The sequence below is a fragment of the Nautilia abyssi genome (assembly GCF_055388085.1).
Genome location: NZ_AP042376.1, coordinates 1,462,203 through 1,474,488, shown reverse-complemented (window position 1 = coordinate 1,474,488; position 12,286 = coordinate 1,462,203). Strand labels below are relative to the sequence as shown.

The window sequence follows — 12,286 nt, the reverse complement described above, 5'->3', positions numbered from 1 at the left end:
GCAAAGGAGGCTTAAAATGGGAATTCAGTATTATTTATATAATGAGTTTGATTCAAATATTATCGAAGAATTTTTGATGATGCTTGATATTATGGAAGACAATCTTGATCTGACGATCGAGAGACTGTATACGGATTATGACGAAGCCGTTAACGATTTATTCAGAATGTTTCATAATCTGAAATCGGCAACGGCGTATCTGAAAATAGACAGAATTAAAAATTTCGCTCATTTTGTTGAAGATGTGCTTGATAAAGCGCGAGAGAAAAAAGAGGCAAACGAAGAGCTTATTGACTGGCTTTTTAAAGTTTCGGACCAGTTTCACGAATGGTACGGAAATATTGACAGAAATGAAGAACTCGCACCTCTTCATCCTGATATTTTTAAGGTGCCGAAATTATAATTGTGTTTTTTGAAAAATATTATTTTTTAGAAGATTAATTGATAATATTGATAAAGAAAGGTTAAAAGTGAGAAACAGGGAAAACGAAGCGATTTTTATTGAAAGAATAAATAAAATAAACCCTGAAATTCTTGAAGGGCTGAAAGAAAAAAAAGAGTTCTCATTCAGAATAAACCGCCATAAGGCTGGGCTTGAAGCGGTTGAAGAGTTAAAAAAAGAAGGATACAATCCCAAGCCTGTGGAATGGAGCGAGTGGGTGTATACGCTTCCTATAGAAGAGAGGAAAAAAATAACCAAATCCAAAACATATACGGCAAACAAAATATACATACAAAACCTCTCATCTATTATTTCAGCGCTTTCTCTTGACATTGACGAAAACGACTGGGTGCTTGATCTGGCTGCGGCTCCCGGGGGCAAAAGTCTGATATTCAGCGAAAAAGCCGAAAAAGTCAGTGCTGTGGAGCCGGATAAAAACAGATTTTTCAGGATGAAAAGAAACTTTAAAGAACACGGTGTCAAAAACATACAGACATACAACAAAGACGGAAGATTCGTTTATAAAGCCACCGGAGAGATGTTTGACAAGGTTTTTTTGGATGCGCCGTGCAGTTCCGAAGCGCATATAGATTTTAACGAAGGAATAACATGGTGGAATCTCAAGAGGGTCAGAAGGTTTTCCAAACTTCAAAAAGAGCTTATAATATCGGCTTTTGAAGCTCTAAAACCCGGAGGCGAGATGATATTCGCCACATGTACGTTTGCTCCGGAAGAAAACGAGGAAAGTGTGGATTTTCTTTTAAACAGGTACGAAAACGCGGAAGTTGTAGATGTGAATCTTCCGATTGACAATGTCCAAAAAGGTATTACCGAGTGGGAAGACAAAAAATATCACCCGGATGTAGTAAAAACAGTGAGAATACTTCCAAAAGGCGCATATTCAGGGTTTTATTTCGCAAAGATAAAAAAACACTAAAATATCTGTTTTAAAAGACCTAAAAGCCTTTTTTTATATTCTTCTTTTGCAAAAAATTCAGCTTCTTTAAAACTTGATGCCGATTTTCCAAGAAACGTAATCGTGTAAGGAGCATCTAAAAATACAGTGGTTTTGCCTTTTATAAGATAATAATTAAACAGTTTTAGTTTTTTGACTGATATAATTATTTTAATTTCGTTTTCAGCATGTTTGTCTATATTTAAATATTTAGACAACACTTCAGCGCTCGGTGTTTTGTATATGTTTGCGGATATTTTGAATTTTGTGTTTAATATAATTTTTCGGGCTTTATTTTCAATTTTTTGTATCTTATTAATATAGCCGTCTATCGGTTTTCCGAGAGATTCCAAAATGAATATGCGGCTTTTTATTTTTTTGAGCGTTTTTAGGACATGATATGCTTTTATAACTTTTTTTATCGGAGAATCGGCAGAAAAATTAACAGAGCCGATTTGCATATTTATTTTATGTTTCAGGTTTGATATGAGTTTTTGTTTATTGACTCTCAGTAAAACGTAATATTTACCGTCTTCTTTTTTTAGTTTTATTATTTCGTAATTGTTAAAATCGATATTTTTTATCTGCGTGTTTATCTGCTGGTATATTTCGCTGTATGTTTTTTGATTGTGAATGCCTTTGTTGATTACGAAACTTGATGATATTTTTACGTTTATTCTGGAAGCTATGTCGTTTAAAGCGTTTTTTAAAGCGTTTTCTTTCGTGTAGCCTTCGGCAGAAGAGTAAAAATATAAAGTTGTGTCTTTTGGAGTGTTAACATACCATTTCGGAATTTGAGGCGAGCCGCATGAAACAAAAAGAAAAACCGTTAAATAAATAAAAAACTTCTTCATTAAAACAGATCCCAAAAAGACGTATTAAAATCAGGTATTACCATATCGCCTATTTCAAGTTTCGCATTGTCGTTTAGATCTGTTTTTATCCAGCATGAGTTGTCGAATATTATATTGCTCACAGTCCCTTCGCCTATTTTGTATTTTTCTATTTCTCCCGTAACGGGGTCTTTTTGAAGTCTGTAAATATTCAGTTTAAGCCCCTCATACATGCCCTGGTTTTTGCCGAGTGTTATTTTTGCTATTAAATCGTCTCCGTCCGTTTTTACTTCATATATGTATCCTTTAGGAGCGAAAAATCTTTTTAATGAGCTGTATGCGTATTCTGCTGCTTTGCTTGATGATTTTATAATTAAATTCGGATAAAACCTTTTATAAGAAACTGTATCGCTGAATGATGAACAGGCCTGAAAATTTTCACTTAAAGCGTTATTTAAATCCGGCAGGGCAAGTACGTCGATATGCAGTTGCGTACAGGCTTCATATGAGTAATAAGGAGGAGAATATTTAAGTTTTTTGCCGTTTTTTGTTTTTATGTAGTAATAGTAGCCTTTATGGTAAAAAGGAGTGTATGTTACATTGACAATACGGCCTTTGATTATATAGTCCGCTCCCAGATCGGAATCGGTTTCTTTGGATATTTCGGCTGCTTTTACTTCTTCGTTTATTTTATCAGGTGTAATGACTCTTAAAATTTTTACGAATCTAGAAGATGATAAAAGATTTTTTAACGTATAAAAAGTATCAGAAGAAACATCTACATGTCTGAATCTGTATTTTGGAAATTTTACCATGGATATTTTTTTTATTTTGGGTGAAAAATTTGAAGGAGCCGCACTGTTTTTAGGTACATAATAAGGTCTGTAATCGGCAAGATTGATCTTGTTTGAACATCCTAAAAACAACAGTGCCGGTAAAAGAAAAAAGAGAAATTTCATTATTTGGCGAATTTCTCTTTTGCAGCTTTAAGAGCCGCTATAACGTCGTCAATATTTTCATAGGGAATATGCGCTTTCCAGTCTGGTTTTTCATTGTCTCCGTTTAGAGAAATACCTATACTTACAACAGGCTTGCTGCCTTCTCCGTAAGGTTCTTTAATGTGTGATACGGTGATTAACCCTTCTTTTGTGTTTGCAAGAGGAAATTCCGCTATAACTGTGTTTGTTTTCATGTGAAGCCTTTTTATTAATTATATCATTTTATATTAAAAAGTGAAAAATTATATCAATTCTGTTCTCTGAAAAATATTATTTTTTCCAGAGGGTTACCAATATATCAGTTAACCCGATAAATTTTATTTCAGCTTTTTAATTACTGCTATAAATTCCCTCTCGCTTTCTTCAAGATATGTTTTGATTTCTTTTATCTCTTTTTCGTATTTGGGAATGTAGTGGTATTTAAGGGCGTTTACCCTTACAAGCGTCTGTTTGAGTTCTGTTGAGAGTTTCCATATTTTTATTTCGAGCTCCGCAAGTTCGAGTATCATTTTCAGGCACTTAAAAAAACTTTCCCTCGCCAGATCTTCAAAAATATCGGTATTAAGGCTTATTTGTGGTTTTTGCGTTATTTTAAAGTCGATTTTCGGAATAACGATTCCCAAAAAGCTTTTTTGAACTACTTTTAGTTCTGTTTTGACAAAAGATTCGGAAGATAGGTTTTGGTTTTCCATGAGAGCTTTTATGAGGATATTGTAGCTGCTTTTGATGGTTTCGTTGAGCTCTTTTCTTCTTTTGTCGACAGTGTCGGCAATCTGCATAATTTCTTTAAGCAGGATATCCCTTTTTTTGCTTAAAATCTCCTCGCCTTCGTTTACAATTTCCAGGTCTTTTTTCAGTTCAAGAAGAGTGGATTTATTCTTTATCATAAATTTCTCCGAGTTCTTTTTGGGAGAGTCTTGTCATTTCGCTTTTTGGGAGTATTTTTAAAAGTTTTTTGGCAACTTCAAATGTTTCATTCATATTTCTCGGAAGATCCTGGTTTATAAACGTATTGTCAAATTCCTTTGAAAATTTTAGATATTTTTTTTCCAGATCGCTTAATTCGCTTTCGCCTATAATAGAAGCGAAACTTTCTATTTTTTTGGCGTTTGCGTATGATGCGTAGAGCTGTGAAGCAAATCTTTTATGTGTTGAATTGACTGCTGAATTCATAAGTCTTGAAAGTGAGCTCAGTACGTCTATCGGAGGAAAAACACCCTTTTTGTGAAGAGAACGGCTGAATACTATCTGCCCTTCGGTGATATAGCCGCTTAAATCCGCAACAGGGTGTGTTATATCGTCATCAGGCAGGGTAAGTACCGGAATCTGTGTGATTGAACCTTTTTTGCCTTTGATTATTCCGGCTCTTTCATAAATGGACGCCAGGTCGCTGTACATATATCCTGGATATCCCTTTTTACCGGGGATTTCTTCTTTTTTGGCCGAAATTTCCCGCAGGGCGTTTGCGTAGTTTGTCATATCGTAAAGTATCACTATTACGTTTTTGCCTTTTTCAAACGCCATATATTCGGCAAATGTAAGGGCTGTGCGGGGCAGCAGCAGGGAATTTACCGTCGGTTCGTTTGCCAGATTTAGAAATACGGTGATTTGGGAGTTTTGATTCGATATGGAGTTTATAAGATATTCGGCCCTTTCAAATCTCATACCTATCGCGCCTAAGACTATCAGGGAGTTTTCTATTGAAATCTGCGTTGCGAGTTTTGTTACGAATTCGTCGTTTTTAAGCCCGCTTAAAGCAAACACCGGCAGTTTCTGGCCTTTTATGAGTGTATTGAGCGCGTCAACCGCACTGAATCCCGTCTGGATTATGTCTTTTGGATATTCCCTGTAAGCCGGATTGTATGCGCCGGGGTTTATATCGGATTCTTTTTCAAAAGATTCGGTTATTCCTTCTATGGGGTTTGCAAACGCGTCAAGCGCTTTTCCTACATATTCTTCACTGAGTTTTATTTTAAGGGGTTTTAAGTGAAATTCGGCTTTAATTTTGTTTATATCAAGTCCATATGTATCTCCCAGAATTTCTATAACTGTTACTTTTTCGTCAACGGCGCTGACAATTCCCCTGAGCGTTTTATCCCTGCATCTAAGCGTTACGCTTTCGTTGTATCCCACGCCTTTTACCGTTTCAAAAAAAAGCAGGTTTCCTTTCAGCTTAAAAGCCCCTTCGTATTCCACTCTCATATTATTCTCCGTAGTTTTTTATAAATTCGTTATAAAAATTTTCTATTTTTTTTCTTAACAGTCCATATTTTTCGTATTCCGTATTCGGAATTTCGTATTTTGCCCTTATAAATTCAGAAATTACCGGCTGGTTTTTCAGTATGTCTGCCGGAATCTGTCTGGTTAAAAACGCTTTTTGCCACATATCGTGTATCAAAACAACCGTTTTTGCCATTTCCATCTGTTTTTGAGGAGTGCAGAATGCGTCCGTTTCGTCAAAGGCGTTTTGCTGTAAAAATGCTTCTTTTATCAGTTCAGCCGTGTAAAGTGTTATTTTTTCTTCTTCCGGAAGAGCCCCGAGCCCTAAAAGTTTTACTATTTTTTGAAGCGACGCGTCTTTTTGCAGGAGGTCGTTAAAAAACTGTTTTATCTCTTTTTGTTTTCCGATTTTTTCCCACCATTCTTCCAGTTCGTATCCCGAATAGCTGTTTAGGTAGTTGATGGCGGGATAAAACCTTGCGTTTGCAAGGGATTTGTCAAGAGCCCAGAATACGCTTGTAAAACGTTTGGTGTGGATTGTTACAGGTTCCGAAAAGTCGCCGCCTGCGGGTGAAACCGCCCCGATGATGCTAAGAGAACCAGTATTTGAAGCAAACGTTTCAACTATTGAGGCCCTTTCGTAAACGGAAGCTATTTTGGAAGAAATATCCGCAGGATACCCTTCTTCCATCGGCAGTTCTCCCATTCTGCTCGAAAGCTCCCTCATAGCCTCCGCCCATCTTGAAGTGGAATCGGCCATAAGCGCTACGTGGTATCCCTGATCCCTGAAATATTCGCCTATCGTGATTCCCAGATAAATGGACGCTTCCCTGGCCGAAACAGGCATATCGGATGTGTTTGCTATCAAAACGGTTCTGTTCATAAGCGGTTTTTTGCTGTAAGGGTCGGAAAGTTTTGGGAATTCCTCCAAAACTTCCGTCATTTCATTTCCCCTCTCGCCGCATCCTATGTAGATAATTATGTCCGCATCGCAGTATTTGGCAAGAGTTTGCTGTAAAATTGTTTTTCCCGTTCCGAATCCTCCCGGAATTGAAGCCGAGCCTCCCTTTGCTATCGGAAACATAAAATCAATTACTCTCTGTCCCGTAATAAGAGGGGTTTTGGGAGAGAGTCTTTTTTTAAAACCTCCGGGTATCCTTAAAGGCCTTTTTTTTATCATTGTCTGTCTGTTTCCGCTTATTACGGCTACGGTGTCTTTAACGGTGCAGGTTTTATCTTTTATTTCTTCCAAAATTCCGTCAAAATCGCTTAAAATTCTGTGTTTAATCCCGTTTTCGTCAACTTCTCCGATTATTTCGCCTTTTTTGACCTCATCGCCTGCGGATTTTAAAGCTTTGAAAAAATATTTTTTTTCTTCATCCAGCGCTTTTGTTTTAAGCCCTTTTTGTATTCTTTCAGGCATGGAAAAAAGAGCTCTTTGAATACCGTCATATACACTGCCAAGAAGTCCCGGGCCCAGCGTTGCGCTTAACAGGTTTCCGGTTAAAAAAACAGGTTCGTTTAGTTTGAGTGAAGTGGTGTCTTCATATACCTGGACGGTTACGGAATTTTTATTGACGCTTGTTATTTCCCCTATTAATCTGTTTTCCCCGACATATACGTATTCGAACATCAAAGGTGTTTCGTCTTTGTATTCTGCTTTTACGATAGGTCCGTTGACTGATGTTATTTTAAGCATAGTTCGCCTTGTATTGTTTTATTTACGCTCTCTTCCGGGTCGAAAACGATATATTTGCTGCCGGTTTTGAAAACAAAGCAGTTACTCTCGGTGTAAGTTGTTTTAAAACGGCTTTGGCATTTGTTTTTGAGAAATTTAGGCAAAAACAGCTCCCCATTTTCATAAGATGAAAGTTTATTTATAAAACATTCGCATAAAACCAGGGCGTTTTGGCGGATTTTTTCCAAAAGGGATTTTTTCAGGTTTTGAATAAAGTTTTGATAAAACTTTTCAAATTCCAGCTCATACCGCTGATTGATTTCTAGTTCTTTTTCTTTTAAAATTTTTTCGTATTTCAGTTTTAAAAGCTCTTTTTCCCTGTCTAAATCGAGACTTTTAAAAAATTCTTCTTTTTGGCGCAGAAGTTTTTCTTTTGCTTTGTTTATTTTTTGTTTTGCTGTAAGCTTTGCCTCTTTTAAAGCCTGGTTTTTCAGTTTTTCAAAGTCTGATTCCGAGAACATTTGATAAATATCCTTTTATGCTTTCCTGCATATATGTTTTTTCAAACGACGGTATAAACACAATCGCAGGGAGGGCGTTTTTTTTGGTGTAGTTTGAAAATTTGAGTTTAAAGGTTTCGTAATATCTGTCGGCTATAATCACAAGCCCGGTATTTTTGTCTTTTAACACTTTTAAAAAGTCTTCTTCAAAATTTTCGACTTTTACCGTTTCTATGCCGCAGAGCGAAAATCCCAGGCATTCCTCCTTGTTTCCGAGAAGAACGATTTTCATATTTTCCCCAGTATCATTATAGAAACGATAAGCCCGTAAATAGCGATACCTTCGGCAAGTCCCAGGAAAATAAGCGCTTTTGTCGAAATTTCGGGTTTTTCACCTATGCTTCCCATAGCGGCGGCTCCCACCATTCCTACGGCAATTCCCGCGGCTATACTTGAAAGTCCGACTGCCAGGGCCGCGGCAATGTATGCGTAAGAATTGTCGCCCGCCATTAAAACCATAGGTAGAAACAAAAACAGTTTTAAAACACCTTTATAATTCGAACGGTTTGTATTCATATCCTCCTCCTTCGTAGAATCTTTTAAAAAATTCGTAATATTCAAGCCTCAGCGTCTGGATCGTTACAATAACCCCTTCAAGTATTATAACGAATATGTTGCCGAGAATTACCGTAATCCAGTATCCCGTTTTACTCATCATATCGGCAATGGTGAACACCGCCAGGAAAAGAGCCGCATGCGCCAGGGCAAACGCGCCCGTTCTCATAAAGGAAATCGTATTGGTAATGTTTTCCAAAAGAGCGATTAGTGAATGAAAAAGGGACTGGGAGGTCTTTTTGCTCTCATATATCGTATATCCGGTAAACGCCGCAAACAGCAAAGCCAGAATAAACAGGTCTATTTTGATATCGGTGTGGAGTATAAACATTTTAACGCCTATCCATATCAGAAGAAGGTAAATGGCAAACGGTAGAAGCCCGTTTTCCCCGAAAAGAAGCTTTTTCATATCCCCTTTTTTGTAATTTGTGCTCATATACAGAATAAAGCCAATGGAGATAATAACGCTTCCGGCAAATATGCTTAACGCAATAAGCGAATTTATATTTTCCATAGGTGAAAAGAAATGATAAAGCTCAAATCCGAAAAAGTGCCCGTAAACGGCGCCGAAAAACATTGATGAAAGTCCGCTTAAAAACATTATTCTTCCAAGAACCGCCTTTTTGTTTTTTAAACAAAAGCCCGTTACCGCCAGGACGGCTCCCTGTCCTATATCGCCGAACATCAGACCGAATAAAAACACGAAAATTACCGCAAAAAATATTGTAGGGTTTATTTCGTACGGTTTTGGCAGGGAATAAGTTTTTACAAGATTTTCGAACGGTTTGAAAAATTCGGGGGTATTCAGCAGTGTTGGGGAGTTTATGTAATCCGGTTCTTTTTGTTTTATAAAAGGGAGATTTTTAAATCTCTTTTTGGGTATCCAGCCTTCAAGGATGTAAAACCCGTTTTTTTCTTTTAAAAACGTTTTGACTTCATAAAGGTTTTTTATGTATAAAAGATGGGAATATATTTTTTTTAATATATCTTTTTTTTGCGCTATTTTCCGTTTTTCTCTGTTTATTTCTTTCAGTTCGTTTTCAAGTGTTTTTTCGTCTGTTTCAAATACTCCCTCGTCAAAAGGCGTAATTGAAAATTTTTGCAGTATTTCAAGTGCTTTTTGCTCGCTTTTTGGCGTATATACGGCTATTACGGCGATAAAATCCTTTAATTCCTCATATACGCACAGAATATTGTAAGCGCTCATAACAAGTTTGATTTCCTCAAAACTTTCATAAGGGGCGTAAAACGCTTTGAATTTTAAAAACCTGAATTTAAGTTTTTCTTTTGATATACCGAAGGCTTTTAGAAATTTATTCAGTTTTTGCAGTGATTCTTTTTTTCTTTTATATTCTTTTTCCCTGAATGAAACGCTTTCATATACGGAAATAAGAGAGGCCAGTTCGTTTTCAATCTCTTCAAGAGTTAAATTTCCTTTTTCAGGAGGCGCAAGAGGCTCGTTTATTACTGAAAGCAGAGAAGCAGTTTTTTTTAAAAGAGTTTCGGTTTTGTAAAGAAGAGGATGCTTTTTTGTTTTTTCTTTTTTTATGTGAATGAGTTTTTCTTTTCCGAGTGTTTCCAGAAAAGTGTCAATTTTTTCTTTCGGGATTTCAAAGGTTGTTTTATACATCTTTTCCGGAAAAAACATCTCAGAGCGCCATATTTTCAATTTCGTTTTTTGCCAGATTGTAGCTAAAAGCCGTCCATACGGCTTTGATATTGGAAATTTCCCGTTTTTTAAGCACCAGAAACACAAAAGGCACGGAAAGTTTGAAAGGATATCCGAACCATACGCTGTTGAGCGATTTATAATAGTTTTTGAAAAGTTCTTTTTTTAAAGAGGCGAAACTGTACTCTCTGCCAGGCAGATTTATTATGTTTTGCAGGTTTTGGGTGAATTCATACAGGTTTTCTGATGTCGAGAGTATTTGAAGATGAGGTTTTTTAATGGTTCCGTACGGCAGAAGATACGGAAAAAAATCTTCAATTTTAAGATTATAGATTATTTTGTATTTCAAAACGGTGAATATATTAATCAGATCAAAATAGCGTCCTATAATAGTTTCAAACTCTTTTTGCTCTTTTGATGGGATTTTTTTTACGGACTCTTTTATAAGGGACGCTTTGGTTTTGTCTGTTTTTTCATTTGAAAAGAAAAGATAAAACAGATTTTTTTCGTGTTTATTAAGAGGTTTTGTAATTTTTTTATAAAGTTTTTCAAAATATACGTCAAGGTCTTTATACAGGTTTTCCGGCGCCGTAAGGACTGACGCGTAAGGTGTTGAGAGCAAAATATTGAATAAATCCGCTTTGTTTTCAGCTGCAAGGAGTTTCTCGGGGGTTACAAATCCGCTTTTGAGGCTTCTTACAAGAGCGTTTACATAGGCGTATTTTACCGGGCGCATAGTTCTTCTTTTATTTTATTAAAGAGTTTATCCGTATTAATCGAAAATGATGAAAGTTTTTTCTGTTTTTCTTTAAAAGATTTCTCAATGGAGTTTTTGTATTGTGAAAGTTTTATATTCAGTTCGTTTTTTAGATTTTCTTCGTAAGAATTTAATTCTTTATTGAATTTATCAAGATGTTCTTTTTTTTCTTTTTCGAATTCGTCAAAAAGTTTTTTTATTTCATTGTCCGCATTTTCGATTATTGAAGCGGCTTTTCTGTCAAGATCGAATATTTTTTCCATCTTAATCCTTTTAAATATTATAGCACTTTATTAACGGAAAATGAAAGTATGGGGAAGTTTTTATATTTTTAAAGTAGTGAATGAAGTTTTTTGAAAAATATTATTTTTTTCAAACGGCTTCGCTATGGTTACCCGAAATTTCAAAGAAATTTCGACCATTACGCTGCAGATGTTTTCTTAAAATAATTTTTTCAAAAACTTTAAAAAATAAATCTGGTAATTACAACAATTTATTCATAGGTTTTTTATAAACTTTTCAATCTCTTTTTGAAGGTGTTTTAGATCTTTTGAGTTGTCAATTACAAAGTCGGCTTTTTGCTTTTTAAGCTCAATATCAAGCTGGTTGTTAAGAATTGAAAGCGCTTCTTCTTTGCTTACGCCGTCCCTTTGCATAACCCTTTTTACCTGCAGTTCTTTCGGGGCGTAGATTACGAGGACTTTATCAAATTCCGGGTAGTTTTGTTTTTCAAAATAAAGCGGAAGGTCTACAAAATACTTAACGCCGTCTTTTTCATATTTTTCGGCGAAATTTATTACTCTTTTTCTTACTTCCGGTAAAATTATGTTTTCGAGAGTTTTTAGCTTTTCTTTGTCGTTGAATACTATGTTTCTTAATTCTTTTCTGTCAATTGTTCCGAAGATTTTTTCTATTTTTTCTTTCTGTTCTTCGAAAACCTGTCTGCTTATCTCGTCCGCGTCTATTATTTTGTAGCCGAACATTTTTAAAAAAGAAGCGACGGTGCTTTTGCCCGTCCCGATTCCTCCCGTTAATACTATTGCGTTAGAAAATTTTTCGTTTTTCACTTTACACTTTTCACTTATAATTTAATTACGTCTTTGATATTTTCAAAAATATACTTAGGAAGCACAAAACTTGCAAGGTGAATGTCCGTATGGTAGTAGTGGGTGTTTTCAACGAAATCGCTTCTGTGTCTGATAAGATCCGCTGTAGGGTGAATCTCTTTGCTTGCGAATACGAGGGCTTTTCTTGAACCGTCGTCTTCAATGAAATAATACGGCATTACAATATAAAACAGTTTGCTAAGATTTGCAAAAAGATCCCTGTCTTCAAGTGATGAGGCGGTTGTGATATATATACCTTTATCATTAAGTTTTTCGTATATTTTAATCAAATCGCCCGGTTTTTCGTCAATAATAAGATCATATTTTTCCTGAGTGTCTTCATTAAAAATTTCAAACTTTTTAGTAAGAATTTTATTAAATTCACCGTTTAATACGCTTGGTACCAGAAATTTATCGCCGGCTTCCTGGGTGCAGGCGCCCACAAGAGCCATCATCTCTTTTTGAGTATTTGTCATTACTGTCCTTTTTTTGGCTAAATATATCAAAAAAATT

General features: G+C 35.9%; 16 protein-coding genes. 2 read left to right on the top strand and 14 right to left on the bottom strand.

From position 1 onward, the window contains the following. The first annotated feature begins 16 nt into the window (after nucleotides 1-16). Nucleotides 17-403 (top strand): Hpt domain-containing protein, encoded by a 387-nt coding sequence (locus ACZ5EP_RS07700; protein ID WP_464508640.1) that lies wholly within the window; start codon nucleotides 17-19, stop codon nucleotides 401-403. 67 nt (nucleotides 404-470) lie between these two features. After that, complete coding sequence (locus ACZ5EP_RS07695; RefSeq protein WP_464508639.1) at nucleotides 471-1,379, top strand: RsmB/NOP family class I SAM-dependent RNA methyltransferase; 909 nt, start codon at nucleotides 471-473, stop codon at nucleotides 1,377-1,379. Here ACZ5EP_RS07695 and ACZ5EP_RS07690 read toward each other — a convergent pair. The 14 genes from ACZ5EP_RS07690 to ACZ5EP_RS07625 form a co-directional block, all read right to left on the bottom strand. Further along, entirely contained in the window at nucleotides 1,376-2,251 is an 876-nt protein-coding gene (locus tag ACZ5EP_RS07690; RefSeq protein ID WP_464508638.1) for an LPP20 family lipoprotein, read from the bottom strand. The two genes, ACZ5EP_RS07695 and ACZ5EP_RS07690, sit on opposite strands and share 4 nt — an antisense overlap. Beyond that, nucleotides 2,251-3,189 carry a hypothetical protein gene (locus ACZ5EP_RS07685; protein ID WP_464508637.1) on the bottom strand — a complete coding sequence of 313 codons (939 nt, stop codon included), beginning with the start codon at nucleotides 3,187-3,189 and terminating at the stop codon, nucleotides 2,251-2,253. The genes ACZ5EP_RS07690 and ACZ5EP_RS07685 overlap by 1 nt, the downstream gene beginning before the upstream one ends. After that, a complete protein-coding gene (locus tag ACZ5EP_RS07680) occupies nucleotides 3,189-3,422 on the bottom strand; it encodes a hypothetical protein (protein ID WP_127679153.1) in 234 nt (77 codons plus the stop codon). The genes ACZ5EP_RS07685 and ACZ5EP_RS07680 overlap by 1 nt, the downstream gene beginning before the upstream one ends. Nucleotides 3,423-3,545: 123 nt before the next feature. Further along, a complete protein-coding gene (locus tag ACZ5EP_RS07675; RefSeq protein ID WP_464508636.1) occupies nucleotides 3,546-4,115 on the bottom strand; it encodes a V-type ATP synthase subunit D in 570 nt (189 codons plus the stop codon). After that, nucleotides 4,102-5,430 carry a V-type ATP synthase subunit B gene (locus ACZ5EP_RS07670; RefSeq protein ID WP_464508635.1) on the bottom strand — a complete coding sequence of 443 codons (1,329 nt, stop codon included), beginning with the start codon at nucleotides 5,428-5,430 and terminating at the stop codon, nucleotides 4,102-4,104. Before ACZ5EP_RS07670 ends, ACZ5EP_RS07675 begins: the two co-directional genes overlap by 14 nt. A 1-nt stretch (nucleotide 5,431) precedes the next feature. Continuing rightward, nucleotides 5,432-7,147, bottom strand: a complete 1,716-nt coding sequence (locus ACZ5EP_RS07665) for a V-type ATP synthase subunit A (RefSeq protein ID WP_464508634.1) — start codon at nucleotides 7,145-7,147, stop codon at nucleotides 5,432-5,434. Then, on the bottom strand, nucleotides 7,135-7,647 hold the full coding sequence (locus ACZ5EP_RS07660) for a hypothetical protein (RefSeq protein ID WP_464508633.1): 513 nt from the start codon (nucleotides 7,645-7,647) through the stop codon (nucleotides 7,135-7,137). Before ACZ5EP_RS07660 ends, ACZ5EP_RS07665 begins: the two co-directional genes overlap by 13 nt. Beyond that, nucleotides 7,625-7,918 carry a V-type ATP synthase subunit F gene (locus ACZ5EP_RS07655; protein ID WP_464508632.1) on the bottom strand — a complete coding sequence of 98 codons (294 nt, stop codon included), beginning with the start codon at nucleotides 7,916-7,918 and terminating at the stop codon, nucleotides 7,625-7,627. Before ACZ5EP_RS07655 ends, ACZ5EP_RS07660 begins: the two co-directional genes overlap by 23 nt. Next, nucleotides 7,915-8,202 carry an ATP synthase subunit C gene (locus ACZ5EP_RS07650; protein WP_127679159.1) on the bottom strand — a complete coding sequence of 96 codons (288 nt, stop codon included), beginning with the start codon at nucleotides 8,200-8,202 and terminating at the stop codon, nucleotides 7,915-7,917. The genes ACZ5EP_RS07655 and ACZ5EP_RS07650 overlap by 4 nt, the downstream gene beginning before the upstream one ends. Next, the gene (locus tag ACZ5EP_RS07645) at nucleotides 8,177-9,871 is read right to left on the bottom strand and encodes a V-type ATP synthase subunit I (protein WP_464508631.1); all 1,695 of its coding nucleotides are present in this window, start codon (nucleotides 9,869-9,871) and stop codon (nucleotides 8,177-8,179) included. The genes ACZ5EP_RS07650 and ACZ5EP_RS07645 overlap by 26 nt, the downstream gene beginning before the upstream one ends. A 19-nt stretch (nucleotides 9,872-9,890) precedes the next feature. Next, nucleotides 9,891-10,646, bottom strand: coding sequence for a V0D/AC39 family V-type ATPase subunit (locus ACZ5EP_RS07640; protein WP_464508630.1), 756 nt, complete (start codon nucleotides 10,644-10,646; stop codon nucleotides 9,891-9,893). Then, nucleotides 10,634-10,930 carry a hypothetical protein gene (locus ACZ5EP_RS07635; protein ID WP_464508628.1) on the bottom strand — a complete coding sequence of 99 codons (297 nt, stop codon included), beginning with the start codon at nucleotides 10,928-10,930 and terminating at the stop codon, nucleotides 10,634-10,636. The genes ACZ5EP_RS07640 and ACZ5EP_RS07635 overlap by 13 nt, the downstream gene beginning before the upstream one ends. 234 nt (nucleotides 10,931-11,164) lie before the next feature. Next, nucleotides 11,165-11,734, bottom strand: a complete 570-nt coding sequence (gene coaE / locus ACZ5EP_RS07630; protein WP_464508627.1) for a dephospho-CoA kinase — start codon at nucleotides 11,732-11,734, stop codon at nucleotides 11,165-11,167. Between the two features lie 14 nt (nucleotides 11,735-11,748). After that, entirely contained in the window at nucleotides 11,749-12,249 is a 501-nt protein-coding gene (locus ACZ5EP_RS07625) for a class I SAM-dependent methyltransferase (RefSeq protein ID WP_464508626.1), read from the bottom strand. Between the last annotated feature and the right edge of the window lie 37 nt (nucleotides 12,250-12,286).

Excerpts from the sequence above, each read along its gene's own strand:
- ACZ5EP_RS07635 (WP_464508628.1), bottom strand. The coding sequence starts at position 10,930 with ATGGAAAAAATATTCGATCTTGACAGAAAAGCCGCTTCAATAATCGAA.
- ACZ5EP_RS07645 (WP_464508631.1), bottom strand. The coding sequence starts at position 9,871 with ATGTATAAAACAACCTTTGAAATCCCGAAAGAAAAAATTGACACTTTT.
- ACZ5EP_RS07700 (WP_464508640.1), top strand. The coding sequence starts at position 17 with ATGGGAATTCAGTATTATTTATATAATGAGTTTGATTCAAATATTATC.
- ACZ5EP_RS07625 (WP_464508626.1), bottom strand. The coding sequence starts at position 12,249 with ATGACAAATACTCAAAAAGAGATGATGGCTCTTGTGGGCGCCTGCACC.
- ACZ5EP_RS07675 (WP_464508636.1), bottom strand. The coding sequence starts at position 4,115 with ATGATAAAGAATAAATCCACTCTTCTTGAACTGAAAAAAGACCTGGAA.
- ACZ5EP_RS07690 (WP_464508638.1), bottom strand. The coding sequence starts at position 2,251 with ATGAAGAAGTTTTTTATTTATTTAACGGTTTTTCTTTTTGTTTCATGC.
- ACZ5EP_RS07650 (WP_127679159.1), bottom strand. The coding sequence starts at position 8,202 with ATGAATACAAACCGTTCGAATTATAAAGGTGTTTTAAAACTGTTTTTG.
- ACZ5EP_RS07670 (WP_464508635.1), bottom strand. The coding sequence starts at position 5,430 with ATGAGAGTGGAATACGAAGGGGCTTTTAAGCTGAAAGGAAACCTGCTT.
- ACZ5EP_RS07655 (WP_464508632.1), bottom strand. The coding sequence starts at position 7,918 with ATGAAAATCGTTCTTCTCGGAAACAAGGAGGAATGCCTGGGATTTTCG.
- ACZ5EP_RS07640 (WP_464508630.1), bottom strand. The coding sequence starts at position 10,646 with ATGCGCCCGGTAAAATACGCCTATGTAAACGCTCTTGTAAGAAGCCTC.
- ACZ5EP_RS07680 (WP_127679153.1), bottom strand. The coding sequence starts at position 3,422 with ATGAAAACAAACACAGTTATAGCGGAATTTCCTCTTGCAAACACAAAA.
- ACZ5EP_RS07665 (WP_464508634.1), bottom strand. The coding sequence starts at position 7,147 with ATGCTTAAAATAACATCAGTCAACGGACCTATCGTAAAAGCAGAATAC.
- ACZ5EP_RS07660 (WP_464508633.1), bottom strand. The coding sequence starts at position 7,647 with ATGTTCTCGGAATCAGACTTTGAAAAACTGAAAAACCAGGCTTTAAAA.
- ACZ5EP_RS07685 (WP_464508637.1), bottom strand. The coding sequence starts at position 3,189 with ATGAAATTTCTCTTTTTTCTTTTACCGGCACTGTTGTTTTTAGGATGT.